Below are 25,571 nucleotides of genomic sequence, written 5' to 3' on the forward strand. Positions count from 1 at the left end.
AATTGAGGGGTAAGGCGTGAATATCATCCTGTTGGGCCCGCCGGGGGCGGGCAAGGGCACCCAGGCACAGCGTCTGGTCGAGAAGCATGGCATGCGCCAGCTCTCGACCGGCGACATGCTCCGCGCCGCGGTCAAGGCGGGCACGCCTACCGGGCTGGAGGCCAAGGCCGTGATGGATCGTGGCGAACTGGTGTCCGACGCGATCGTCTCGGCCCTGATCGGTGACGAGCTGGACGCAATGGGCGCCGGCACGGGCGCGATCTTCGATGGCTATCCGCGCACTGCCGCGCAGGCCGAATCGCTGGACGAGATCCTGGCCGCGCGCGGCCGCAAGCTTGACCATGTGATCGAGCTGGAAGTGAACGAGGATGCACTGGTAGAGCGCATCACCGGCCGCTTCACCTGCGCCACGTGCGGCAAGGGCTATCACGACAAGTTCGAACAGCCCAAGGTTCCGGGCGTCTGCGACAAGTGCGGCGGCACCGAGTTCAAGCGCCGTCCGGACGACAATGCCGAAACCGTCCGCACCCGCATGGCCGAATATCGCGCCAAGACGGCGCCGATCCTGCCGATCTACGAGGAACGGGGGATCGTCGCCAAGGTCGACGGAATGGCCGAGATGGATAATGTCACCGCCGGCATCGAGGCGGTGCTCAAATCCTAAGCATCGAAGGGCTCGCGGCATACCGCGGGCCCTTTTCGCATCTGGCCGGGCAGAATGGTTCGCAGCGTCAGGGCAGGCGCGGGGCCGACAGGGGGATCCACGAATATGAAGGTAGCTGTGATTGCCGCTCTGGCTCTGGCGGGGCTGGGCCCGATCGCCGCCGCACCGGCGGCGGCGCGGGTGCAGGAGGCAAGCGAGCGCGGCATGGTCATGCGCTATGTCGCGCATGTGCCGGTCGGAGCGGACGAGGCGTGGGCGGTGCTGGTGAAGCCCGCGCAGTGGTGGGATTCGGATCACACCTATTCGGGCGATGCGGCGAACCTCTCGCTCGATGTCCGGCCGGGCGGCTGCTTCTGTGAAGTGCTCCCGGGCAAGGATGGGGCCAAGGGTGGGCCACGGGGCGGCGTGGAGCACATGCGGGTGATCTATGTGGACAAGGGCAGGGCGCTGCGGATGTCCGGCCCGCTGGGGCCCCTGCAAGCCGATGCGGCGGTCGCCACGCTGACGTTCCAGTTCAAGCCCGATGAGACCGGCACCCAGATTCTGGTGGAATATGTCGTCGGCGGATTCTTCCGTGGCGATGCTGCAAAACTGGGACCGATGTTTGACGGGGTGCTGGGCGGGCAGGTCGACCGCCTGGTCGAAAAGCTGGGCGGCAGTTTCGCGGCGGCGTTCAAGCCGGGGACGCTGGATTTGCAATCAGCCCCGCCAGCAGATCCGGCCGCTGTGGAGAGCGCGGAGCCGGCAGGTCCGCCTGCGCCCGAACCGGATACGAAGGGAAGGATCATCGGGCGTTGAGCGGGTTTGCGGGGCTATCGCGCGGGGCAGGTCCTTGCCCTTGCAGCGGTTTCTTTGACTGGCCGACGCGGATGGGTTACAGTCCACACATAACGGGCTCCGGATTGACCGCACAAAGGCGGCGGCGGCCCCGTCGGCCATGGAGCGCGGCACGCTGCGCACATCGGGTCGCAGTCCGGGCCCAGTCGCCCGAGCGCTTGAAAGCGAGTTCGCGGGCGTTGACATGCCTTGCGAATCGTTCTAAGCGCGCCGTTCACTTGACACTTGCGGCAAGTCCGGATGGTACAGGCAACTATGTTGCTGTGCTCCGGACCTTTTGCCATTTCAGCAGTTTCAGGTGCATGAGCGTTGAGATGGGAAAGCCCGAAGGGGCGTTCCTGTGGAGCATGGAGAATTAAGTGGCTCGTATTGCAGGGGTAAATCTCCCCACCAACAAGCGCGTTATCATCGCGCTGACCTATATCCACGGCATCGGTCGTACCAAGGCCCTGGAAATCGCCGACAAGCTGGGCATTGACCACAGCCGTCGCATTCAGGACCTGTCGGACGCCGAAGTCCTGCAGATTCGCGAAACCATCGACGCTGAACACACCGTTGAAGGTGACCTTCGTCGCGAAACCGCGATGAACATCAAGCGTCTGATGGACCTCGCCTGCTACCGCGGCCTGCGCCATCGCAAGGGTCTGCCGGTTCGCGGCCAGCGCACGCACACCAATGCGCGCACCCGCAAGGGCAAGGCCAAGCCGATCGCCGGCAAGAAGAAGTAAGTCGCCTTTCGGCTTCTTTCCCGCAGCGACTAATCTACAGGATATACGGACATGGCACGCGAACCCCAGCGCATTAAGCGCCGCGAACGCAAGAACATCACCAGCGGCATCGCCCACGTGAATGCTAGCTTCAACAACACCATGGTGACCATCACCGACGCCCAGGGCAACGCGATTTCGTGGTCCTCGGCCGGCATGATGGGCTTCAAGGGCAGCCGCAAGTCGACTCCCTACGCCGCGCAGGTCGCCGCTGACGACGCCGGCAAGAAGGCCGCCGAGCACGGCGTGCGCACCCTCGAAGTCGAAGTCAAGGGCCCGGGTTCGGGTCGTGAGAGCGCTCTGCGCGCCCTCCAGGCTGTCGGCTTCACCATTACCTCGATCCGCGACGTGACGCCGATCCCGCACAACGGTGTTCGTCCGTCGAAGCGCCGCCGCGTCTGATCGAGCTAATACGGGCGGCGAACCGGTCGTCGTCCGACTTCGGAACGTCCCGGGCCTTTCCACCAGGCTTCGGGGCGTAACCGCCATCACTCCCAGGGGAAGTCCATGACTGTCAACATCAAGAACTGGCAGGAACTCAAGAAGCCGAACAGCCTTGAGATCAAGCCGGGACCCGACCCCAAGCTGAAGGCGACGTTCGTCGCCGAACCGCTGGAGCGTGGCTTCGGCCTGACGCTCGGCAACGCGCTGCGCCGCGTGCTGCTCTCCTCGCTTCAGGGAGCCGCGATCACCTCGATCAAGATCGAGAACGTCCTTCACGAATTCTCGTCGCTGGCCGGCGTTCGCGAAGACGTCACGGACATCGTCCTCAACGTCAAGCAGATCGCGCTCAAGATGCAGGGTGAAGGCCCGAAGCGTCTCCAGCTTTCGGCCACTGGCCCGGGCGAAGTGAAGGCCGGCGACATCGCCGTGTCGGGCGATATCGAGGTCATGAACAAGGACCTCGTGATCTGCCATCTCGACGATGGTGCGGTCCTCAACATGGAACTCACCGCCGATACCGGCAAGGGCTACGTCCCCGCCGTGTCGAACCGTCCTGTTGACGCGCCGATCGGTCTTATCCCGGTCGACTCGCTCTACTCGCCGGTCCGTCAGGTCAGCTACAAGGTCGACAATGCCCGTATCGGTCAGGAACTCGACTACGACAAGCTGAGCCTCGCTGTCGAAACCGACGGCACCGTCACCCCGGAAGACGCCGTGGCATACGCCGCGCGCATCCTTCAGGACCAGCTGGCGCTGTTCGTCCACTTCGAAGACATCGCCCCGGTTGGCGCCTCGCCGATGATCGGCATGGCTGCTGGCGGCGCTGCTGCTTCGGAAGAGAGCGACACCAACCAGCTGAACCGCTACCTTCTCAAGAAGGTGGACGAGCTGGAACTGTCGGTCCGTTCGGCCAACTGCCTCAAGAACGACAACATCATCTACATCGGCGATCTGGTTCAGAAGACCGAAGCCGAGATGCTGCGCACGCCGAACTTCGGCCGCAAGTCGCTCAACGAGATCAAGGAAGTCCTTTCGTCGATGGGCCTGCGCCTCGGCATGGACATCCCGGGCTGGCCGCCCGAGAACATCGAAGAAATGGCGAAGAAGCTGGAGCAGGAACTGCTTGGCTGATCGGCACCTTCGGTACCGAATTGAAGAGGGCCTCGCGGGAAACCGCGGGGCCTTTTTCTTTGGGCGGCGTCTGCACGCATAGTGCACCGGATCTCCACGGAAAGATCGCTGTTCGCGCGCTGGGTTTGGCGGCTAGCAGGCGGTATGGACGATCGGCACAGGTACGGTATCCGGTTTAGCCCACGCGCCCGTCTCGCCAGCTTTGGTCATGCCTGGCGCGGGCTTTGTCGCATGGTGCTGCGCGAGCACAATGCGCGGGTGCATCTGGCAGCGACAATCGGCGTGGTGGCCGCTGGACTGTTTCTAAAGGTTTCGGCAGGCGAATGGCGCTGGCTGTTGCTCGCCATGGGGCTCGTCTGGCTGGCCGAAGCGTTCAACACTGCGGTCGAAGCGTTGTGTGACCGGATCGAGCCCGGCTTCGATGTGGCGATAGGTCGCATCAAGGATATTGCGGCGGGCGCGGTTCTAGTTGCCTCGATCTCGGCTGCAGGCATCGGATTTCTGACGCTTGGGCCGCCGGTCTTGGCCTTGCTAGGGTAAGGGGGAGGGCATCAATCCTTGACTCTCCCGCCGTTTTCGTATTGAGGGCGCCCTTCACACGTAAGTGAACCGGCTTGGGGCGGTGGCCGTACCACATCGCCCGGCAGGCAGTACCTTGAACGGCTGCCTGACGAACGGAGAAGAAGACATGCGTCATAAGTATGGCCAGCGCAAGCTGCAGCGTACCTCGGGCCACCGCGCCGCTCTGCTGCGCAACATGGCTGCCGCGCTCATCAAGCACGAGCAGATCCAGACCACCACGCCCAAGGCGAAGGAACTGCGCCCCTACATCGAAAAGCTGATCACGCTCGCGAAGCATGGCGGCCTTTCGAACCGTCGTCTGGCGCACGCCCGCCTGATGGACGAGGCTCAGGAACAGAAGCTCTTCGAAGTGCTCGCCGAGCGCTATGCAGGCCGCAGCGGCGGTTACACCCGCATCATCAAGGCCGGCATCCGCGCTTCGGACGCCGCTCCGATCGCGATCATCGAACTCGTTGACCGCGACGTTTCGGAAAAGGGCAAGGACTCGGGTCCGGTCCTGACCGAAGAAAACGAATACGCCGAAGCGTAATCGGGCTTGGGAAGATGCGCTGAAGCGCATCTTCCTTGCGGCACCGGCCCTCTCCCCCACCCGACCACCCATAGGGTACTATTGTCGGGTGGTCGGGTGGGGGAGAGGGCCGGTGCCGCAATCCGGCATAAGCCGGATTAAAGCCCGGGCTTTCCAACAGGAAAGCCGCTGGCGAGATTGAAAGGGCGGTCGTGAGTGCTAGGCTCACGGCCGCTTTTTTCATTCTCGGAGAATAACATGGTGCGTTTGGCCGGCCGTAAGTGGCTTCTTGGCGGGGCTGTCGGCATGGCGTTTCTGGCGGCTACTTCTCTCTCGGCACAGGACAAGTCGGCAATGAGCTACCCCGAAACGCGCCGTGGCGACGTGGTGGAAACGCAGTTCGGCGAGAAGATCGCCGATCCCTACCGCTGGCTCGAAGCGGATGTGCGCCACGATGCCGATGTGGCCGACTGGGTCACGCGCGAATCCGGCTTCACCGAAACCTACCTGAAGACGCTGCCTCAGCGCGCCTGGTTCCAGAAGCAGATCAGCACACTGACCGACTTCGAACGCTTCGGCCTGCCGCAGAAGGCGGGGAAGCGCTATTTCTACACGCGCAACTCCGGCCTGCAGAACCAGTCGCAGCTCTTCGTGCGCGACGGCCTTGCTGGCACGCCGCGCCTGCTGCTCGACCCCAATGCCTGGGCCAAGGACGGCGCGACTGCGCTGGATAGCTGGGAGCCTTCGGACAAGGGCCGCTACCTGCTCTACAGCGTGCAGGACGGTGGCAGCGACTGGCGCGTGCTGCATGTGCTGGACGTCGATACCGGCAAGGTCATGGCCGACGAACTGCGCTGGGTGAAGTTCTCTGCGCTGTCGTGGATCGGTGAGGACGGCTTCCTCTATTCGCGCTTCCCCGCGCCGAAGGAAGGCGAGACGTTCCAGAGCCGCAACTACAACCAGGGCATCTACTATCACCGCCTGGGCACGCCGCAGTCGGCCGACGAGCTGGTCTATGCCACGCCGGACCATCCGGACTACGGCCATACCGCGCAAGTCACGCAAGACGGCCGCCTGGTAGTAATCGCCTCCACCATCGGCACCGATGCGCGCAACGACATCCACGTGATCGACCTGGCCGCGCGCAAGACGAAGGGCTGGCAGGCCACGTCTATCGTCTCCGGCTTTGCCGACGACTGGAGCCTGGTCGAAGGGGCGGGGCAGAAGCTGTGGTTCGTCACTAACCAGAACGCGCCGCGCTATCGCCTTGTCAGCATCGACCTTGCGCAGGCGGCGCCCAGCTTTACCGAGATCGTGCCGCAGCGCGACGATATCCTCGAACGCGCGGGCGTGATCGGCAGCAACCTCGTGCTCAACTACATGCGCGATGCGTCCAGCCATGCGGAGATCCTGTCGCTGGACGGCAAGAGCCCGCGCTCGCTGGCGCTCAGCGGGATCGGCACGGCTTCGGGCTTCCACGGCAAGCCGGGCGATCCGGAGACGTTCTATTCGTTCTCCAGCTTCAACCGGCCGGCCTCGATCTTCCGGCTCGATATGCGCACCGGCAAATCCGAGATCTTCGCCGAACCGAAGATGCAATTCGATCCCAACCAGATCGTGGTGGAGCAGCGCTTCTACACTTCGAAGGACGGCACCCGCGTGCCGATGTTCCTGGTGCGCCGCAAGGATGTGGCGGCCTCGGGCAAGGCGGTGCCGACGCTGCTTTACGGCTATGGCGGTTTCGATATCGCGCTGACGCCGGGCTATTCGCCGAAGACGATGGCCTGGGTGCAGGCCGGCGGCGCCTATGCCATGGCGAACCTGCGGGGCGGCGGCGAGTACGGGCGTGACTGGCATGACGCGGGCCGCCGCGCCAACAAGCAGAACGTCTTCGACGACTTCATTGCCGCCGGCGAGTACCTGAAGGCGCAGGGCATCGCTGCCAAGGACGGTCTGGCCATTCAGGGCGGCTCCAACGGCGGCTTGCTGATCGGCGCGGTGACCAACCAGCGGCCGGACCTCTTCGCTGCTGCCGTGCCGCAAGTAGGCGTGATGGACATGCTGCGCTTCGACCGGTTTACGGCGGGCCGCTACTGGGTGGACGATTACGGCTATCCGGACCGTGAGGCGGACTTCAAGGTGCTGCGCGCCTATTCGCCCTACCACAACATCCACGACGGCACGCCTTATCCGGCGATCCTCGTCACTACGGCGGACACCGACGACCGCGTGGTGCCGGGGCATTCGTTCAAGTACGCGGCCGCGCTCCAGCACGCATCGCTGGGCGACAAGCCGCACCTGATCCGCATCGATACGCGCGCGGGCCATGGCTCCGGCAAGCCGACCGACAAGCAGATCGAGGAAAATGCCGACGTTCTGGCCTTCATGGCGCAATGGACGGGCCTGAAGCCCGCAGCGCAGTAATTCATTAATGAAATGAGCGATAATCCTGAACCGTGGCTGTCGTCACGGTTCAGGATGTTCATAAGCTCAGGCACTTAGTGTCGATCCCATGACCGGGCATAGGGCCCGGATTGGGAAGTGCGACACATGGCTATCTTCAACGAAACTTCGACCCGGCTCTGCACGGCGCTGCTGGCCTCCGGCCTTGCGGTGGCCGTGGCGGCGCCGGCTTCGGCCCAGGGCTGGTCGCGTGATCCGGCGGGACAATGCAGCGCGGCGGCGGAGCGCACAGCCAGTCGCTACAGCTATGGCGGGCGGGCGCGGGTAACCGATATCCGCAGCGTCGACCGCAAGGACTATGGCTTCAAGGTCAAGGGCCGCATCGCCGTGAACGCCATGGGCCGCGACTGGCGCGGCGGCGATCCCGATTACGGCCGGGGTTGGGGCCGCGACTATCGCGGGTGGAATGCGAACATGCGCGGTTGGGATTCGGGCACGTTCGAATGCAAGGTCGATCGTCGCGGGCGGGTCTACAACGTCGATTTCAAGGGCATCCGGGGCCTGTGAGGGGCACGGCGTTCTGACAGCGGGTTGAATTTCGGGAGAATTGCAGGGATCATGGTCGGAGGGCAGGTAAGCGCCCCGCCATCATCGTTGCCCGAACCCGAAGGAGCCCGATCGATGAACGCCAGACTCCTTACCGTCGCTATCCTTGCGATTTCGTTGCCCGGTTCCGCTTATGCCCAAGCCGACAGACTGGCGAGCGATCCCCGTTTGAGCAACCAGCGCGATGCTTTCGGCGTCAGTTCAAGGCAGGCTGCCCATATGTGCTTTGCTGCTGCCGAAAAGGCCCTGAAGGGCGCAGGCTACGAAGGCGTGCAGGTGGTCGGGCTGAAGGAAGTGGAGGCCAAGGCCGAAGGCTATGAGCTTGAAGCCTGGGTCAGCGTCTCCGGCGGCGGCCCGGCATGGCGCGGCACGGATGGCGACAAGGGCGGCCCCTTGCGCGGCACGGTCGATTGCGAAGTCAAGCAAGGCAACATCGTCGATCTCGACTTCGACGATATTCCCGGCGTGTAGTTACTTCTCGTCGTCCGCGCCGATGTGCGCTGGCAGGCCGAGCGACCAATGGATCGCCGCCCCGCGCAGGGCGAAGCCGGCAGCGGCAGCAAGCGCCCAACTGAGCCCCGCAGAAAGTCCCAGCGCGATCCCGGCCGCTGCCAGCGAAGCGGCCAGCGCGGCGGCGGTCACGTAAAGCTCTGGTCGCATCAGGATCGAAGGGCGTCCGGCCAGCACGTCGCGGATGATGCCGCCGACGCAGCCGGTCACCACGCCCATCAGGATCGCCGGCACCGCAGGCACGCCCCAGGCCAGCGCCTTGATCGTGCCAAACACCGCATAGACCGCCAGCCCCAGCGCGTCCGCCCATTCCAGCAGGCGTCCCTCCCACCAGCGCACCGGCGTGAACCACGCGAGCAGCGCCACGGCGAGGCAGACCGGCGCCACGGTATGGTCGCGCACCCAGAACACTGGCGCGCCGATCAGCAGATCGCGCAAGGTGCCGCCGCCCACGCCGGTCATCAGCGCGAAGAACGCCGCCGTTACGAACGTCTGGCGCATCTGCACGGCCGACAGCGCGCCGGACAGCGCGAAAACGGCGATCCCGAACAAGTCGATCGCCGGGGGCAGGACGGGAGCTAAGGGCGGGACGATCGTCGGCATCTCACTATCATAGACCCGTTGCGAGGCGTTCGGGAAGCGGCGCGAGATCGGGTTCGATCCAGCCCGCGCGGGCTTCGGGGCTCATCAGCAGGCCCTCGCTCCAATAGGTCAGCAGCCAGCCCGAACCGCCAAGCGGAGAGGCCATGATCGCCGCCAGCACGCGGGAGAGCGGCGCGTCCGGTCCATGGCGCGCCAGTTCCAGCGCGGCGATACGCATGGAGGCTTCGGTGATCGTGGCGTGAAAGCCGCGTGTCGGGCTTTCCGGCACGCCCACCGCGCGGTTGTAGCGGCGGATCACGCTCTCGATCCCGCCATGCTCGGCCAGCACGGCAGGATGGCGCAGCAGCCAGAGCGCGGCGGCAAAGTGGGCGGCATGGCTCCACTCGGCATAGGGCCACGTCGTGTCCAGCACGCCGTGGGCGATGCGTTCGATCGTTTCGTCATCATGGGAAGTCATCGTCGGTATCCTGTGTCTGGAGACCGGCTCCGACGGCAAGCGCGCATGTATCCGGCCGGCCGAAGGGGCCGGGCGTGTCGCGGGTGTAGGGAAGGAGGCCTTAGATTCCCCGCGCGCACGACCCGACGCTCTCGCCTTGTTGGCGATTGCGGGGGGCAGTGAGGGCGGCGGTGCTGGCCATGCCGGGGCGATATCATAGCGGCGGGCCTTTGACCATCGCTGCATATGTGATACACATAGGATCATAAATGCGGGAGATGTCGCGCCGTGCTCAATCCAGTGCCCAAAACCACCCCTTACGAAACTGCCGATTGGTACACCGATGTTTCGCTGGTAGATGATCCCCACGCCTATTTCGATTTCCTGCGCGCGCAGGGGCCGGTCGTGCGCCTGCCCTATCGCAATGCCGTGGCGGTGACGGGGTTTGAGGAGACCATTCAGGTCATGCTCGATACCGAGCACTTCTCCTCGATCAACGGCGTCACCGGCCCGCTGGCCGAACTGCCGTTCACGCCGCAGGGCGATGACATTACCGAAACGCTGGAAGCGCATCGCAAGCAGATTCCCTTCGCCGATCAGGTCGTCACCGAAAGCGGCAGCCGCCACGCCGACTTGCGCTCGATCCTCGCGCGGCTGTTCACGCCGAGCCGGTTGAAGGAACTCCAGCCCAAGCTGCTCGCCACGGCAGAGGGGCTGATCGACGAGTTTCACCGCGACGGCAAGGTCGATCTCGTGCGCCAGTACGGCGGCCCTTACGGCGCGCTGGTGATTTCCGACCTGCTCGGCCTGTCCGAAAAGACCCGCGCCAAGTTCCGCGCGCTGCTGGAAGGCGCGATCCCGGTGCCGATGGACGCCAGCGAGGAGGATATGCTCAAGAACCCGCTGGTGGGTGTGGGCAAGGACCTGTTCAAGCTGATCGCTCAGCGGCGCCTTGCGCTGCACCCGCTGATGCGGCCCCTGCGCGGCATGCTGGCCCCGCAGGACATTCTCTCCGAACTGGCGGAGGCGCGCTATCCGGACGGCCGCAAGCCGACCTTGGTGGACCTGACCAGCCTGGCCGCCTTCCTGTTCGGGGCCGGGCAGGACACCACCAACCGCCTGCTGGCCAACGCCTTCAAGGTCATCGCCACGCGGCCCGATATCCAGCAGGAACTGCGCGACAATCCGGCGCGGATTCCTAACTTCATCGAGGAAGTGCTGCGCTTCGACGGATCGGTGAAGAGCGGCGGGCGCATGTGCCAGAAGACGACCGTGCTGGGCGGCGTGGAGATCAAGGCGGGCACCGCGGTGCTGCTGTCGCACATGGCGGCGAACCGCGATCCCTCGCGCTTCGCCGATCCCGGCACGTTCGACATGGACCGGCCGAAAATCAAGGAACACCTCGCCTTCGGGCGCGGCGCGCATACCTGCATCGGTGCGCCGCTTGCCCGGCGAGAGGTGGTCACCAGCATCGAGCGCCTGCTGGCGCGAATGGGCAATATCCGTCTGTCTGAAGCACATCACGGCCGGGAAGGGGCGTGGCATTTCGATTACGAACCGACTTACGTGCTGCGCGCACTGGCGAGCCTGCATCTGGAGTTCGATCCGCTTTAGTGGGGCAAGTCAATCGGCGGCGGCGTGCACCGGCTAGCGGCCTGTGCACGCGCCGATCCGTCGGGCGCTCAGTTCGGATTGGGTCACGGCGAAGAAGGGCCCCGTCGACGTTTTCATGACGAACCGTTCTTGCTTGGTTATCTCGACACGGTCTGCGTCGATGCGGCCGGTGAGTTTGCCCTGATTGATGGCGCCGCCTTGCAGGAAGCAGCTCAAGGATCCGGAGATGTCCTTGCCCTTGATCCGGATCTTCCAGCTTCGGCATCCTGGCGGCGCGCTGAGGCTCACGAAAGTGTCTGGCGCTCGGAGCGCGTTTGCAAAGACATGGAGGTCGTCGTCGGTCATGCACGCCTGCCATTGGCGCGCCGATGGCGCCATGACCCGATTTCGACTGGTGGAGTAGGTGCTGTACTCGAGGAAGCGCCACAGTCCGGGCGGAATGGGGTAGCGCGATCCGGTAACCGTGATCTCGCCGGGGTTGTCCGGAGGGGGCGGGGCATCGCTTTGCGCAGCGGCGAGGGCTTCTTTGATCTCCGCGTCGAATGACGCTTCGGCGGTGGCTATCGGCATGTCCTGCTCTGCGAACTGTCGAATGCGTTCGTCCAGGCAGGCCTTGGCGCGGACCTCTCCCGAGTGGCCTTCCAGCAGACATTGTTGTAGCATCTTGCAAAGGATGCGATCGGCGGCGGGCGATCCCACCGATGGGTTCGGCACGCAGGCCCGAAGATAGGGGCCGCGCACGGTATATTCGATTTTCGTCACGCGCATCTTGCGGGCGGTGACCACGATCGGATCGCCGATGGTTTCAGGCGTATCCGCCAGCCCGGCAAAGCTGCCCGCTGTCACGAAGAGGCAGGCCGAGGCCGCCAAAAATCGGCGCGCAAGGGATGACCGCTCCATTACTTCTCCCGGCATACCGTCATGCTTGTCATTGATATCCTAACAAAGAAAGCGGCGTCGGTCTTCGGAGAGCCAAACCGTAACGGCTGCGCTCGCGGCTTTTCTCTCGCCATGCTTGGGTCTAGGGTTCGCGCCGAAAACAGACCTGAAAGGCCCCCCAAATGCGCTCCGCCACCCGTCTTGCCCTCGTTCCGCTGTTGCTCGCCGCCAGTGCCTTGCAGGTCGCACCCGCCATGGCGCAGGCCGCGGAGCCGGTCTACGACCTTGCCGCGCAGAAGGCGAAGCTGGCGACGGTGCCGATGCAGGTCGATACCAAGTTCCTCACCGCCGAGGAGCGCGATGTCGTCAACATGCTGATCAAGGTCTCGGACCTGTTCAGCGACGTCTATCTGCGCCAGCGCTATGTCGAGAACCCGCAGGTCAAGCGCGCGATCTCCATGAACCGCCGCGCGGACCGCGACCTGCTGGTCGAGATGTTCGATCGCAACTTCGGCCCGTGGGACGAACTGGCCGATCTCCACCCGTTCTGGGGTGACAAGCCGATGCCGGAAGGCGCGGGCTTCTATCCCGAAGACCTGACGCGGCAGGAGTTTGAGGCTTATCTGACCGCGCATCCCGACCAGAAGGCGGCGCTCACCAGCGCCTATACCGTGGTGCGCCGCGATGGGGACAAGCTGGTCACGGTGCCCTACTCGCAGGCGTACAAGGAGTGGCTGGAGCCGGCGGCCAAGCTGCTCGATCAGGCGGCGGCGCGCACCAGCAATGCCAGCCTGAAGAAGTTCCTCAGCCTGCGCGCCAAGGCGCTGCGCACGGATGACTACTTCGAAAGCGAACTGGCGTGGATGGATATCGAGGGCACGCCGATCGAACCGGCGATCGGGCCTTACGAGGTCTATACCGATCGCCTGATGGGGGCGAAGGCCTCTTTCGAAAGCTTCGTGACGCTGAAGGATCCCGAGGAATCGGCCAAGCTCGCCAAGTACAAGGCCTTCCTGCGCGACATGGAAGCGAACCTGCCGATCCCGGATGAGTACAAGAACTTCCAGCGCGGCTTCGCCAGCCCCATCGCCGTGGCCGAACAGGTGCGCGGCGGCGGCGACAATGTGCCGGGGCCGCAGACCATCGCCTTCAACCTGCCCAACGACGAACGCGTGCGGGAGGCGAAAGGCGCGAAGAAGGTGATCCTTTCCAACGTGCTGGGCGCCAAGTTCGACCTGATCCTGAAGCCGATGGGTTCGCTGGTGCTGGTGCCCGCGCAGGCCGGGCTGGTCGATCGCAAGTACATGCAGCTGGAAACGCTGTTCCACGAACTGTCGCACAGCCTCGGGCCGGGCTCGATCGTGGTGAATGGTGAGAAGACCACCGTGGACAAGGCGCTGAAGGAGCAGAACTCCGCCATCGAGGAGGCCAAGGCGGACGTCGCCGGCGTGTGGGACTTGCTGCTGATGATGCAGAAGGGCGAACTGCCGGTAGCGGAAAAGCCGCAGCTGTTCGCCACCTATATGGTCGGCGTGTTCCGCGCGGTGCGTTTCGGCGCGGTGGAGGCGCATGGCAAGGGCGCGGCGCTGCAGTACGGCTATCTGCGGGCCAAGGGGGCGTTCACGTATGATCCCGCCACCAAGCGCTTCACCGTGGACGATGCGAAGATGGAGGCGGGCCTGCGCGATCTGCTGCATGACATGCTGATGCTGCAGGCGCGCGGCGACTATGCCGGCACGATCGCGTTCATGGACCGCTGGGCCAGGCTCGATCCCGATGCCGAAGGCGTGATCAAGGCGATGGGCACGCTGCCGGTGGACATCCGCCCGATCTATCCGGACAGCGTCTGACCTCGATCGGCTCTACGGCCGCAGCACCACGCGGCCGTAGACGCCCCCGCGCATCATGAAGGCCCAGGCTTCGTCCGCCTCGCATAGCGCGAATTCGTATTCCACCGGGATTGCCAGCGCGCCGTCCGCCACGCGCTGCAGGGCGCTACAGACCAGCGCGTAGATTTCGGGATCGTCCATGGCCCCGGCGGGGGCGATGGGCAGCAGGTCGAACCGCTCGGTGGCGAAGTGATCGGCGTGGAAGCTGGCATAGCGCCCACCCGATACGACCAGGCGCGATAGCATGGGGTAGTCGGCGCCCATGCCGGTATCGACAACCATATCGAACCCGCGTCCCTGCGTCTCCTCCACGCAGGCGGCAAGGATATCCTCATCCCACTTGTCGATCAGGCGGGAGAGGCCGAAATCGCCGAGGTTGGAGCGGTAGGACGTATCCGCCGCGATCCCGACCACGCGTGCGCCGGCTTGCGCGGCCATCTGCAGGATGACGACCCCGGTGCCGCTGGTGACGCCGTTGATCAGCAGCGTTTGGCCCTTCCGCAGCCCCCCGCGCGTGAAAAGCGTGGCATGGGCGGAGGCGACGACATGCGGGGCGGCGGCCGCGAAGGCGGGATCGATGCCCTGGGGCATGTGCCAGACGGTCGTTTCCGGGACGGCGAAATATTCGGCAAACGCCCCGCCCAGATGATGGCCGACCACGCGGTCCCCCACCGCGAAACGGGTAACGGCGGGCCCGATCGCCGCGACGGTGCCTGCAGCCTGACAACCCGGGATCAGCTTGGGCACCGGCGCCGGCAGCGTGACCAGCTTGTGGATGTCCACGCATTCCAGCGAAGCGAGCTCCACCTGAATGAGTACGGTGTCGGTGCCAAGCGATGGCTTTGTAGCCGGTGCGTAGCGCAGGTCGATCTGGCCATCGCCGCCATGCTGGAATACCGCGTACAACTTGTGTTCTGCTTTGTGTTCTATGAAATCATCGAGCGGAATATTGTATACGTAGTTCGACGGGGGTGCAACGGACTCCGCCTTTCGTATGAGAGCGCGGCGATGGGCTGCGAAGGACTATTCGGCAAGTGTGATTGTCGCAACGCCGCTGCCGTGTACCGGAAGGTACAGGCCCTGTCCCGCCGCGCGGATGGTGCCGGTTCGCGCGTCCTTGATCTCGGCGCGGATGATCAGCTTGCCGGCGCGCTTTTCGGCGATGGCGCGATGGATCTTGCCGAGCAGGTCCTGATAGTCGTGTTCGAAGTTCTGCCCCAGCGCACCGGATAGCGTGGCCGAAAGCTCCGGCGTGTTGGCGAAGCTGAGCAGCAGCTTGCTGCCCACCATGTCGGTGCCGCCGCTGACATGCAGATCGGTGAACTCCACCATACGCGAATCCGGCGCATTGGCGGGCTTGGCCGTCAGCCACACGGTCCCGCTGGACTTGTGGAGATAGCCCTTGTCGCCCCACACGGACAGTTCGATGCCCACGGCGATGCGCCCGCCGGTGGTGCCGTAGATGGTCGCCTTGCGGAACTCGGCATGGACGGCACCGATATCGGATACCACGAAAGGCCGCTGCTGCCGCTTGACCAGCGCCTTCAGCAGAACCGGCTCCAATTCGCGGTAGTCGGCGATCACCGGGATGAAGAACGCCACCTTGCCGGTATCGCCTTTCAGCGGACGCAGCGGGGGCAGAGCGGTGGGCGCGGGATCTTCCGGCCGATCACCCACGAAAGTCTCGGTCAGCGCCTTCAGGCCAAGCCGCAACTGCAGATGGTGCCCGGAAACGGTATAGCCGCCGTACTGCGCTTCCTGCGGGGTGATCCGCATCCACACCGGCGGATTGCGGCGATTGAGTTCCAGCGAGGTGAAGGCGGAGGTCCAGGCCCGCTCGATCGGTGGCCGCACCGCTACTTTCGCCAGCTCGGCGGCCAGTTGCCGCTCCAGCCCGGCGACGATCGGCGCCAGCTTCTTGTCGGCCGCTTCGGAAAGATCGATCCGCCGCCCCAGGAAATCGAGATGCGGGCTGTCGATCCAGCGATAGGCGATGTTCACCTTTCCGCGCAGCCGCCAGTCGGGCGAAATGTCCAGGTTCACGCGCGCCGTGGCTTCGGCGCGCGCCGTTGCAGTTTCATGCTTCAGCACGCCGCCGATGTCGCGCGCCTGCACTTGCGCGGTGATCGGCATGGTGAACACCACGTCGCGCCCCTTTCCGGTGAAGCGCAAGGGGCCGCGCCGCGCGTCGCCGACGATGTCGCACTTGATCTTGGGGGTCTTCAGCTTGACGAAGGCGACCTTGACCTTTTTCGACGGAACGCATTCCAGCCCGACCTTGTCGATTGACCACAAGGTACGCGGGATCTCCCGTTCCAGTGCCGGACCCAATGCGGAGATGTCGGCATCGATCGGCACTGTCAGCACCGACGCCTGCGGTTCGATGACGATGGCGTCGTTGGCGCGCGGCGGCGGTCCTTCCTCGGCCCCCCGATTGCATCCATATAGCGCCAGCGCGGCCAGCAGGGCCGTCAGCGGCGCGAAGTGGGGGACGCGTCTTGCTATCATCTCGCCTCCGATCCGCCTTCGCCGTCGTCGCGCAAGCAATACGCGACAGGCCCTCGCTGTTCCAGCGGCGCGGCATCGGGTGTTTCCGCCGTGAGAGCCCCTGACAGGCCGGAGTTCGGGCAGGAATTTCCCGCTCAGAGCCTGTTTGGAAATTCGCGAAGAGCGAATTTCGCGGCACCGGCCCACTCCGCCACCCTGCCACCCATCGGTAGTATCCTGCGGGTGGCAGGGTGGCAGGGAGTGGGCCGGTGCCGCTCTGAAAATGCCCCCATGGGCATTTTCCAAACGGTCTCTCAGGTCGCGAAAAGCTGGTCCAGATCGGCGAAGGCCTTCATCTCGATGGCATTGCCCGAGGGATCGCGAAAGAACATCGTGGCTTGCTCGCCTGCCTGCCCGGCAAAGCGGATGTAAGGTTCTATGCCGAAAGCGACGCCGGCCTCACGCAGACGCAGCGCCAGGGCCTGCCAGTCCTCCATGGCCAACACGATGCCGAAATGCGGCACCGGCACGCCGTGTCCGTCCACCGGGTTGGTTGCGCTGTCACGCTCTTTCCTGGCGAGAAGGTCCGGCACCAGATGGGCGACGATCTGGTGGCCGTAGAAATCGAAATCGACCCAGGCCTCGCTACTGCGCCCTTCGCGGCAACCGATCAGGCCGCCCCAGAACGCGCGCGCGGCGTCAAGATCGTGGACGGGGAAGGCGAGGTGAAAGGGGCGCAGGCTCATCAGCGCTGACTACCGCCTATCGCACGCGCGCGCCACGGGAAACGCCTGGGAAACGGCGGAGGGGCGAACGGCGGAGGGGCGCTGTGGGGCTTCGACAGGCTCAGCCCGAGCGGATGGGGGCGCTTGCATGGGAAGGAAGGGAAGGGGGGAAGGGGGGAAGGGGGGAAGGGGGCCTATAGCAAGCCGCTCCCTCAACTCCGCTCAGGCTGAGCGTGTCGAAGCCCAGCCCCAGCCCCAGCGATTGCCTCAACTATTGCCTTCAGCGGCAGCGCGAATAGTTACCCGCGCGGCAGGCGGCCACATCGCGGCGCCATTTGGCAAGGTCGGCTTCGTACTGGCGGCGCGCCTGCGCATCGTCGTTCGCGTAGCCTTCATCGCCGCGCTGGCCTTTGTAGGACTTCCAGCCATCCGCATATTGCGCATCACGCTTGCGCACATAGGCCAGCTGGTCCTGATTGAGCTTGCGGATGATCGCGCGATCGCGGGCAATGGCGTCGGGCGTCATCGTCGGATCACGCGGATCGTCGGCCAGGGCCGGGCTGGCAATGGCCACCATTGCCCCACACGCCAGAATCGGCGCGCCAAGCGCCAGAAGGATACGCGACCCCCTCATCATTTTCTCCATCCCTGAGGTATTTGCGCCAAGCTCTGCCGCCGTGTGAAACGCCGTGCAAAGCCTATGCGACGAACGGTGGCGGCGGGAGATGGAGTGTGCAGCGCCTGCGGCGAGAAGAGAGGATCGTCGGGAACCGGGATCGCCGCCCACGGGGGCAGGGCGGCGATCCCGTCCCGTCAGCGCGCGGAACGCCCGGCGGTCGAACCGCGGGCAACCGCCAGGACGGCTACCTGCCCGCCGTGATCGCGAGCGGCGAGCACGGTGTCGCGCGCCGCGAAGGCTTGCTGTGTGCTCTGGGTGCGGCAGGCGCGCATGTCGGCATAGGCCGGCAGATCGCGCAGGTCTGCAGTGCCGCAAACATGATCGACGGCCGTTGAAATGCGCGTATCCAGTTGCGCACGGCCCTGCGGCGTACCCAAATCGAGGTCTGCGTAGTGCACTTCCTCGGTCGGAAGGGATCCTTCGGCAGTGGTTGCCGGGGCGGATCCCCCGCGCGCCGTGGCAGGTGTGGCTACCGCCAGCGCCGCGCACAGTAGCGAGACGCCTGCGATGGCCCCGGTGCGGGGCGCGCGGATGAAAGCGGGAACTTTGCGAATATTCGATTGCATCATGCTCGTATCTCCGGTCGGTCCGGGAAACTGCCCCGGCGCGGTGGTGGACTGCGAGCGACCCTCATTGCGTTGCCGATATTCGGCCGATGTTCGAATGTGCAGTTGTTCTGAATTGCCTTGGAACTGCTGGACATTTCCCAGCGATGGTTGACGCGACGTTTGGCCACATTGCCGTCGGACCAATCCGAATGAATGGCGGCAATGAATGGCGGCCGCGCCGGATCTTGCCGCACCCTGGTGCGACACGATTTGTCGTCCGGATCATGCAATGCAGTCTGCGTGATCCAGTCTATTTCAGGCTATTGAAATATAACTCACCCTTGTAGAAGATCAGTTCCGCAGATGGGAAAGTCATTCCAACAGGAAGTAGTCTCTGGTGTGTGCGTGTTTGCGGTCGCTACGGCCGGGTTGCCGAAAGTTTCAGCAATTCGATCCATTCGTGCGACCTTCCGGCCCGGTTGTCGTCCGGGCCGGAGGTGCGCCGCCGTTACCGCATGGCAACAACGGCAAGTGTCGGCGTGCTGGCTGCGGCAAGGTTTTGCCCCTGCGCACGGGCGGCCATGTGCTGCGCGAAGAGTTCGTCGCGGGCTGCATAGGCCCGCGTAGTGGACTCGTCCCTGCAGTCCATCATGTGGCTCAATTCGTCCAGATTGCGCACGTCGGCGGTGCCGCAGACGGTGCGAACGGCGGAATCAAGCCGTGTTGTCAGTCGATCTCGGCCGGCCTCGCTGTCAAGGTTGAGGTCGTTGTAGGTCACGAAAACGTGCGGCACGTTCGGATCGATGACGCGGTTCTTCACGACGACGTCCTCCGCGGCGGCGGGCATGGCAAGGCCAAGCGCGGCCCCGAAAAGGACGGCGGAAGCGATCATGGAATTCCTGGACATTTTGGGTTCTCCTCCTTCAAGGGCACAGTCGCATGTCCCCGGAACATCGGTTCCACGGCGCATGTGCTGCGACGACCCTGTGCGATCTGAAAAAATCCCTCTCGCACAGATGCTTGGCGCACCTGTGCTCGATAAACCCCACACTCTCAATTCGATGCAAATGTCTGCCATCGGCCCGCAACGATCGCTTCGGCTCTCCCTTGCGCACGGTGTCTACTTATTTCAAATAGATCGTCGTTTAAGCAAGAAGCGAGTCGTTATTCTTTTCGGGCAGCCTTTTTATTGCTCATATGCATGACGCTTTCAAGTCCGCGGGCCGTCGGATCGGTGAACGGCATCTAGCGACCGATGGACGACATTCCGCCGCCGACGAACGGCATCGCGTGCGACACAACCCGCGTACATGGCTCTGTTGCAATCGGGACCGTCGTTCCCACATGGCGTCGCGAACCCGCGTCTTCACCGCGCATTTCTGGCTTGCGCCCGGCTTGCGCATCGCGAACAAATCTGGAACATACCTCCCCCATGAGTCTCTCCCACATCACCGTCCGCGGCGCCCGTGAGCACAATCTCAAGGGTTTCGACATCGAACTCCCGCGTGAGAAGCTGATCGTCATCACCGGCCTGTCGGGCTCGGGGAAATCCAGCCTTGCGTTCGACACGATCTATGCGGAAGGGCAGCGCCGCTATGTGGAGAGCCTCTCCGCCTATGCGCGCCAGTTCCTGGAGATGATGCAGAAGCCGGACGTCGAACATATCGACGGCCTCAGCCCCGCGATCTCGATCGAGCAGAAGACCACCAGCCGCAACCCGCGCTCCACGGTGGCGACGGTGACCGAGATCTGGGACTACATGCGCCTGCTCTGGGCGCGCGTGGGCATTCCCTATTCGCCCGCCACCGGCCTGCCGATCGAGGCGCAGACCGTCTCCAACATGGTCGACCGGGTGATGGAACTGCCGGAGGGCACCCGTGCCTACCTGCTCGCGCCGGTCGTGCGCGGCCGCAAGGGCGAATACCGCAAGGAACTGGCCGAGTGGCAGAAGGCGGGCTACACCCGCGTGCGCATCGACGGCGAACTCTACGCCATCGAGGACGCCCCCGCGCTCGACAAGAAGTACAAGCACGACATCGAGGTCGTGGTGGACCGCATCGCGGTGAAGGACGGCATCCAGACCCGGCTTGCCGACAGCTTCGAACAGGCGCTGAAGCTGGCCGAAGGGCTGGCCTATATCGACCTGGCCGACAAAAATGTCGCTGACGTCATCCCAGCGAAAGCTGGGATCGCTGGCAGTGGTGATGCGACTACAGCGACCCCAGCTTCCGCTGGGGCAGGGGGCAAGAAGAACCTCAAGGGCGCCGGCCTGCCGCCGAACCGCATCGTCTTCTCCGAAAAGTTCGCCTGCCCGGTCAGCGGCTTCACGATCGAGGAGATCGAGCCGCGCCTGTTCTCGTTCAACGCCCCGCAGGGCGCCTGCCCGGCTTGCGACGGACTGGGTGAGAAGCTGCTGTTCGACCCGCAGCTGGTTGTCCCGAACGAGCATCTCAGCCTCAAGCAGGGCGCCATCGTGCCCTGGGCCAAGTCGAATCCGCCTTCGCCTTATTACATGCAGGTGCTCTCCAGCCTGGCCGAGCACTTCGGTTTCGACCTCACCACCCCGTGGGACGCGCTGCAGACCGAGCTGAAGATCGTCATCCTCTACGGCACCGGCGGCAAGGCCGTGCCGCTGACGTTCAAGGACGGAAAGAAGGAATACACGGTCAACAAGCCGTTCGAAGGCGTGATCGGCAACCTCAACCGCCGCATGATCCAGACCGACAGCGCCTGGATGCGCGAGGAACTGTCCAAGTTCCAGACCGCGCAGCCCTGCGAAACGTGCGAGGGCAAGCGCCTGAAGCCCGAGGCGCTTTCGGTGAAGATCGCCGGCAGCGACATTGCCGATGCCGCGCGGCTTTCGGTGGCGGACGGCTTCGCGTGGTTCGGCGCGCTGGAGGAGAAGCTCACCAGCCAGCAGCAGCAGATCGCCAAGGCCATCCTCAAGGAAATCAACGAGCGCCTCGGCTTCCTCAACAACGTCGGGCTCGATTACCTCAATCTCGACCGTACCAGCGGCACGCTGTCAGGCGGCGAAAGCCAGCGCATCCGCCTTGCCAGCCAGATCGGCTCGGGCCTGTCGGGCGTGCTCTACGTGCTCGACGAACCCTCGATCGGCCTCCACCAGCGCGACAACGACATGCTGCTGGAAACGCTCAAGCGCCTGCGCGACCTGGGCAACACCGTGATCGTCGTCGAGCATGACGAGGACGCGATCCGCACGGCTGACCATATTGTTGACCTTGGCCCCGGCGCCGGCGTCCACGGCGGTGAAGTCGTGGCCGAAGGCACGCTGAAGCAGGTTCTCAAGAGCAAGAACAGCCTCACCGCCGCCTACCTCAACGGCACGCGCAAGATCGAGGTGCCGACCACGCGCCGGAAGGGCAACGGCAAGCAGATCGTGGTCGAGAACGCCCGCGCCAACAACCTGAAGAACGTGACGGCGGAGTTCCCGCTCGGCACCTTCTGCTGCGTCACCGGCGTTTCCGGATCGGGCAAAAGCTCGCTCACTATCGACACCTTGCAGGCCGGCGCCGCGCGCCAGCTCAACGGCGCGCGTGTCGTCGCCGGGGCGCATGACCGGATCACCGGGCTCGAACACTGCGACAAGGTGATCGAGATCGACCAGTCCCCCATCGGCCGCACCCCGCGCTCCAACCCCGCCACCTACACCGGCGCCTTCACCCAGATCCGCGACTGGTTCGCGGGCCTCCCGGAATCGGAAGCGCGCGGCTACAAGGCCGGGCGCTTCAGCTTCAACGTCAAGGGCGGCCGGTGCGAGGCGTGCCAGGGCGACGGCCTGATCAAGATCGAGATGCACTTCCTGCCCGACGTCTACGTTACGTGCGAGGAATGCCACGGCAAGCGCTACAACCGCGAAACGCTGGAAGTGAAGTTCAAGGGCCACTCCATCGCCGACGTGCTCGACATGACGATCGAGGATGCGGAAGAGTTCTTCAAGGCCGTGCCGCCCATCCGTGACAAGATGCACATGCTGAACGAGGTGGGCCTCGGCTACGTCAAGGTCGGCCAGCAGGCGACCACGCTGTCCGGCGGCGAGGCGCAGCGCGTCAAGCTCGCCAAGGAACTGGCCCGCCGCTCCACCGGCCAGACGCTCTACGTGCTGGACGAGCCGACCACCGGCCTCCACTTCGAGGACGTGCGCAAGCTGCTCGAAGTGCTCCACCGCCTTGTCGAGCAGGGCAATTCGGTGGTGGTGATCGAGCACAACCTCGATGTCATCAAGACGGCCGACTGGATCATCGACATGGGCCCGGAAGGCGGCGTGCGTGGCGGCGAGGTGATCGCGGCCGGTACGCCGGAGGATATCGTGAAGTTGAAGAAGTCCTTCACCGGGCACTATCTGAAGCCGCTGCTGGCCAAGTGATCGATCCGCCGCGCCGGGAATACGCCTCGGCGCGGCGGATCGTGGTATAGAGGGACGTGTGAGCGGCATCACGCCCTTTGCCGCTGCGGAAGCGTAGGGGCACGCTCAGTCCTTCGCATGGTCGGCCGCGCCGTTTGGGCGCGAGACCCCGCGAAGTGGCGCTTGTTTCGGGAGGGAGACATGCGCGCGAACAGCAGAGCCAATACCGTGACCATTGCCGTCCTGACGACGGCGCTTGCGGTCCTGCCGCAAACCCTCGCCGGCGCGAGCACCGCGCCGCGTTCGGCGGTCGGCGCCGTGGCGGACAAGCCCGGATCGCTCGGCCTGTTGCCGGCGGCAGTGCCGGCGTCTCCATCGATTGCAGTTTCACGTCGTGCGCAAGCGGCGGCATCTACGCGCTGCGACGATGGGCGCGGCGGGCAGGCAGGCAAGGACTTGCGTCGTTCCGGCGTCCACGTGCTGCTGCGGAGCAATGGCCGCACTTGGCGGCTCGATTTCAAGCCGTCCGATGTGCGGCAGGGCTACGCTACCTGGAGCAAGTCGCCCTACGCGATGATGTGAGGGTTTGGTGGGGGCGTTGTGGGCTGCATCAAGACCGTCGGCTGGATCATCGTCATAGACCCGGAAGGTTGCGTGCGCGGCGGCGAGGTGATCGCGGCCGGTACGCCGGAGGATATCTTGAAGGTGAAGAAGTCCTTAACCGGGCATTATTTGAATCCGCTTCTTGCCGCAGGGAAGTGAAGGCTGATCAGCGCTCACTCCCCCGCGGCTGCTTTAGGCCGTGACCAGCTAATTTGAACCATTGAGCCAATAAATCTCAGATGATGTATCGTATTTTCAGATGTTAGATAATTAAATTAAAGAGATTCTATTGCCTCGGAAATATTGTTTATAATAGGTGCGAGGGGGGAATGGTCTGCATCGTGGCGATTATTGTAGAGAATTTTTCCTAGCTCAATTTTCCCAAAATTTTTCGATCGGTCATAATTTTCATTTTTGGTGAAAATTCGGCCATTTATTGCCGTTTTGGTAAATGCATTGTCGAGAAAATCCTCGACATCTGAGCTTTTTTGACCATCTGGAATTGGTGTTTTTACTAAAGCAACATTTTTGGCGAAAGAATGGAACCTAGCCTTTGAATCGATTTTTATCTCTGTCCCAAAGTTGCTTTTAATTGCAGAAAGAACTTTTGATATGCCGCTATCGCTATCTAAGAGGATTATAAATGGCCGAGAATTCACACTATTGGAAAGCCGTTTGAGGAATTCGTGATAGAATTCGAGGAAAATTTTGATATTTCCTGTGCCGCCGCTTAGCCCCGTGATTTTTCCCGGAAGCGTGGGGAAATTGTAAAAATCGCATAAAATGTCTGCATCGCTTCCTCGACCTTTGGTGCAGAGATGTGGGATAGAGGTTCCTGAGGCCTTAAGTGCTGACTTTAGATACAATATATCGCTTAGTCCCTCGGTAAGTATTATAGGTCGTCCAGGTCGGCCGAAATATTTAAATGTATAAAAATCACGTAGGGATTGCCCGATCGACGTTGGTTTATAAAATTTCTTCGTATCATCTCTGTTGTCTGATTTATCTCTAACCTTGAAGCAATTTACGATTTTTGCCTCAAGGGACAACATTGGATTCACCAGTTTTGGTGGTAAACCATCGCGGCCATTGTCGTATGGGTGGCAAAAATTCTTGATTTCGATTGGCACGTTGTTCAGGAGTCTGTGAACACTTGATCTGCAGAATTTACGATCTTCAATCGGCGTGTTTATGATTCTATTTGTTATAAGGCCAGTCGTTATCTGTCGGCTGTTCTTGATAGACATCCTGCTCTTTAGGGGATTGATGTTGAATCCTGCTTGTTTAAGAATGTCTTCTAAAACACTGCCAGCTATCCAGCCTTGCTCATTGTTGTCGGGAACGGCAATTTGCGCCGGAAAATCTTGTTCATTAGTCGAAAAGGTGATGTCGTCAGCATAACGGCTGAATGAACAGCGATTTCTTTTCGCTAAGCGAGACAGTCGATAATCTAAGCTGCCACAAATAAGATTCGCAATCACGGGGGAGCTTGGCGCTCCTTGAGGGAGGCGATTTTGGTAACACGCTATTTGAGCGATGATCGTGGCAACTGCGGAATCGAGCTCGAAATTAGAATTACTTAAGAAATATCCCCTGATCCTGCCAAAATTAAAGCTCGGGAAAAAGTCGGCGATATCCGAATTGAAAACCCATCTCTTTTTTCTATGGCATGCGGCATTCTCAAACGTTCCAACGCCTTTTTCGAACCCGAACGATCTGCTCTTGCCTGCTGCAAGCGAAATTTCGCTCCGACACTGGTAGAGTATGTCAGACAGGCGTCGTTGCATTAATTTAAGTTGGGGCGCTGGGGCCGAAATGAGCCGCGTTTTTCCATTTTTCTTGATGATGCTAAATTCGGTATACTTTGAGGTGTCGGGCATAGAATATAACACATAGGCTAGGCCTTTCGCTTGGAAGCCAAGCAAATCAGCAACATCATATATGTTCTTAGCTTGCCGGAGAGTTTGCAGCATTTGCCCGTGGATACTCCTATGCGACACGTCGTGGTCGTCGTGGTTAAGGGTCTCATCGCGGAGAATTTCTGAGGTAGCAAGCAACGCTAGCTAACTTCTCAACTGCTACGAAACGTAAGCAGAAAGTTCTATCCACGGGCGAATTTACAGTGGCTAATGGAGATCATTGTTGTCAACTATTGGGCATCACTTTCCTACACTTCCCCACATGCGATAAATGATCCGGTTCACCCCGGCGCGGCGGCGCCGGGGCTTTGGCTCCAGTCTTGGGGGTGAACCATGTCCGACCATTCAAACTCTTCGTATCCCACCGCTGC

General features: G+C 62.9%; 25 protein-coding genes. 15 read left to right on the forward strand and 10 right to left on the reverse strand.

The genetic code is table 11. The annotated features are described in order from the left end of the window. Window positions 1-16: 16 nt before the first annotated feature. The 10 genes from ACZ1JC_RS15970 (at window position 17) to ACZ1JC_RS16015 (ending at window position 8,413) form a co-directional block, all read left to right on the forward strand. The gene (locus ACZ1JC_RS15970) at window positions 17-664 is read left to right on the forward strand and encodes an adenylate kinase (protein WP_465135930.1); all 648 of its coding nucleotides are present in this window, start codon (window positions 17-19) and stop codon (window positions 662-664) included. 105 nt (window positions 665-769) lie between these two features. Next, entirely contained in the window at window positions 770-1,462 is a 693-nt protein-coding gene (locus ACZ1JC_RS15975) for an SRPBCC family protein (protein WP_465135929.1), read from the forward strand. Window positions 1,463-1,860: 398 nt separating this feature from the next. After that, the gene (gene rpsM, locus ACZ1JC_RS15980) at window positions 1,861-2,229 is read left to right on the forward strand and encodes a 30S ribosomal protein S13 (RefSeq protein WP_142635077.1); all 369 of its coding nucleotides are present in this window, start codon (window positions 1,861-1,863) and stop codon (window positions 2,227-2,229) included. A gap of 51 nt (window positions 2,230-2,280) precedes the next feature. Beyond that, window positions 2,281-2,670 carry a 30S ribosomal protein S11 gene (gene rpsK / locus ACZ1JC_RS15985; protein ID WP_007011846.1) on the forward strand — a complete coding sequence of 130 codons (390 nt, stop codon included), beginning with the start codon at window positions 2,281-2,283 and terminating at the stop codon, window positions 2,668-2,670. Between the two features lie 105 nt (window positions 2,671-2,775). Then, entirely contained in the window at window positions 2,776-3,843 is a 1,068-nt protein-coding gene (locus ACZ1JC_RS15990; RefSeq protein WP_465135928.1) for a DNA-directed RNA polymerase subunit alpha, read from the forward strand. A gap of 144 nt (window positions 3,844-3,987) precedes the next feature. After that, window positions 3,988-4,383, forward strand: a complete 396-nt coding sequence (locus ACZ1JC_RS15995) for a diacylglycerol kinase family protein (RefSeq protein ID WP_465148395.1) — start codon at window positions 3,988-3,990, stop codon at window positions 4,381-4,383. A gap of 148 nt (window positions 4,384-4,531) precedes the next feature. Next, a complete protein-coding gene (gene rplQ, locus ACZ1JC_RS16000) occupies window positions 4,532-4,954 on the forward strand; it encodes a 50S ribosomal protein L17 (protein ID WP_465135926.1) in 423 nt (140 codons plus the stop codon). A gap of 237 nt (window positions 4,955-5,191) precedes the next feature. Continuing rightward, window positions 5,192-7,357, forward strand: coding sequence for a prolyl oligopeptidase family serine peptidase (locus tag ACZ1JC_RS16005; protein ID WP_465135925.1), 2,166 nt, complete (start codon window positions 5,192-5,194; stop codon window positions 7,355-7,357). 126 nt (window positions 7,358-7,483) lie between these two features. Then, on the forward strand, window positions 7,484-7,903 hold the full coding sequence (locus ACZ1JC_RS16010; protein WP_465135924.1) for a hypothetical protein: 420 nt from the start codon (window positions 7,484-7,486) through the stop codon (window positions 7,901-7,903). A gap of 114 nt (window positions 7,904-8,017) precedes the next feature. After that, the gene (locus ACZ1JC_RS16015; protein WP_465135923.1) at window positions 8,018-8,413 is read left to right on the forward strand and encodes a hypothetical protein; all 396 of its coding nucleotides are present in this window, start codon (window positions 8,018-8,020) and stop codon (window positions 8,411-8,413) included. Here ACZ1JC_RS16015 and ACZ1JC_RS16020 read toward each other — a convergent pair whose 3' ends face one another. Further along, window positions 8,414-9,055, reverse strand: coding sequence for a trimeric intracellular cation channel family protein (locus ACZ1JC_RS16020; RefSeq protein WP_465135922.1), 642 nt, complete (start codon window positions 9,053-9,055; stop codon window positions 8,414-8,416). Window positions 9,056-9,062: 7 nt separating this feature from the next. Further along, on the reverse strand, window positions 9,063-9,512 hold the full coding sequence (locus ACZ1JC_RS16025) for a hypothetical protein (protein WP_465135921.1): 450 nt from the start codon (window positions 9,510-9,512) through the stop codon (window positions 9,063-9,065). Window positions 9,513-9,779: 267 nt separating this feature from the next. Here ACZ1JC_RS16025 and ACZ1JC_RS16030 point away from each other — a divergent pair, with 267 nt between their 5' ends. Beyond that, entirely contained in the window at window positions 9,780-11,105 is a 1,326-nt protein-coding gene (locus tag ACZ1JC_RS16030) for a cytochrome P450 (RefSeq protein ID WP_465135920.1), read from the forward strand. Window positions 11,106-11,138: 33 nt separating this feature from the next. On the opposite strand, the gene ACZ1JC_RS16035 is transcribed toward ACZ1JC_RS16030, so the two are convergent. Then, a complete protein-coding gene (locus ACZ1JC_RS16035) occupies window positions 11,139-12,005 on the reverse strand; it encodes a DUF3617 domain-containing protein (RefSeq protein ID WP_465135919.1) in 867 nt (288 codons plus the stop codon). Window positions 12,006-12,166: 161 nt separating this feature from the next. Here ACZ1JC_RS16035 and ACZ1JC_RS16040 point away from each other — a divergent pair, with 161 nt between their 5' ends. Then, on the forward strand, window positions 12,167-13,834 hold the full coding sequence (locus tag ACZ1JC_RS16040) for a dipeptidyl-peptidase 3 family protein (protein ID WP_465135918.1): 1,668 nt from the start codon (window positions 12,167-12,169) through the stop codon (window positions 13,832-13,834). Window positions 13,835-13,846: 12 nt separating this feature from the next. Here ACZ1JC_RS16040 and ACZ1JC_RS16045 read toward each other — a convergent pair whose 3' ends face one another. The 6 genes from ACZ1JC_RS16045 to ACZ1JC_RS16070 all read right to left on the reverse strand — a co-directional run bounded on the left by ACZ1JC_RS16045 (window position 13,847) and on the right by ACZ1JC_RS16070 (window position 19,219). Continuing rightward, the gene (locus ACZ1JC_RS16045) at window positions 13,847-14,779 is read right to left on the reverse strand and encodes a quinone oxidoreductase family protein (RefSeq protein WP_465135917.1); all 933 of its coding nucleotides are present in this window, start codon (window positions 14,777-14,779) and stop codon (window positions 13,847-13,849) included. A gap of 117 nt (window positions 14,780-14,896) precedes the next feature. Beyond that, the gene (locus ACZ1JC_RS16050; protein WP_465135916.1) at window positions 14,897-16,381 is read right to left on the reverse strand and encodes a DUF4403 family protein; all 1,485 of its coding nucleotides are present in this window, start codon (window positions 16,379-16,381) and stop codon (window positions 14,897-14,899) included. Window positions 16,382-16,674: 293 nt separating this feature from the next. Beyond that, on the reverse strand, window positions 16,675-17,106 hold the full coding sequence (locus ACZ1JC_RS16055) for a VOC family protein (protein ID WP_465135915.1): 432 nt from the start codon (window positions 17,104-17,106) through the stop codon (window positions 16,675-16,677). Between the two features lie 259 nt (window positions 17,107-17,365). After that, complete coding sequence (locus ACZ1JC_RS16060) at window positions 17,366-17,722, reverse strand: hypothetical protein (protein WP_465135914.1); 357 nt, start codon at window positions 17,720-17,722, stop codon at window positions 17,366-17,368. A 176-nt stretch (window positions 17,723-17,898) separates the two neighbouring features. Continuing rightward, on the reverse strand, window positions 17,899-18,333 hold the full coding sequence (locus ACZ1JC_RS16065; RefSeq protein ID WP_465135913.1) for a UrcA family protein: 435 nt from the start codon (window positions 18,331-18,333) through the stop codon (window positions 17,899-17,901). A gap of 487 nt (window positions 18,334-18,820) precedes the next feature. Beyond that, entirely contained in the window at window positions 18,821-19,219 is a 399-nt protein-coding gene (locus ACZ1JC_RS16070) for a UrcA family protein (RefSeq protein WP_465135912.1), read from the reverse strand. 525 nt (window positions 19,220-19,744) lie between these two features. On the opposite strand from ACZ1JC_RS16070, the gene uvrA reads away from it, so the two are divergent. From uvrA to ACZ1JC_RS16085, 3 genes are all read left to right on the forward strand, one after another. Beyond that, the gene (gene uvrA, locus ACZ1JC_RS16075) at window positions 19,745-22,699 is read left to right on the forward strand and encodes an excinuclease ABC subunit UvrA (protein WP_465135911.1); all 2,955 of its coding nucleotides are present in this window, start codon (window positions 19,745-19,747) and stop codon (window positions 22,697-22,699) included. 180 nt (window positions 22,700-22,879) lie between these two features. Continuing rightward, on the forward strand, window positions 22,880-23,260 hold the full coding sequence (locus ACZ1JC_RS16080) for a hypothetical protein (protein ID WP_465135910.1): 381 nt from the start codon (window positions 22,880-22,882) through the stop codon (window positions 23,258-23,260). Window positions 23,261-23,278: 18 nt separating this feature from the next. Continuing rightward, on the forward strand, window positions 23,279-23,440 hold the full coding sequence (locus tag ACZ1JC_RS16085; protein ID WP_465135909.1) for a hypothetical protein: 162 nt from the start codon (window positions 23,279-23,281) through the stop codon (window positions 23,438-23,440). Window positions 23,441-23,556: 116 nt separating this feature from the next. Here the strand turns inward: ACZ1JC_RS16085 and ACZ1JC_RS16090 are convergent, their stop codons facing one another. Next, window positions 23,557-25,254, reverse strand: a complete 1,698-nt coding sequence (locus ACZ1JC_RS16090) for a retron Ec67 family RNA-directed DNA polymerase/endonuclease (RefSeq protein WP_465135908.1) — start codon at window positions 25,252-25,254, stop codon at window positions 23,557-23,559. Window positions 25,255-25,571: the final 317 nt, after the last annotated feature.

It is taken from the genome of Sphingomonas sp. BL-S-28 (assembly GCF_055521515.1).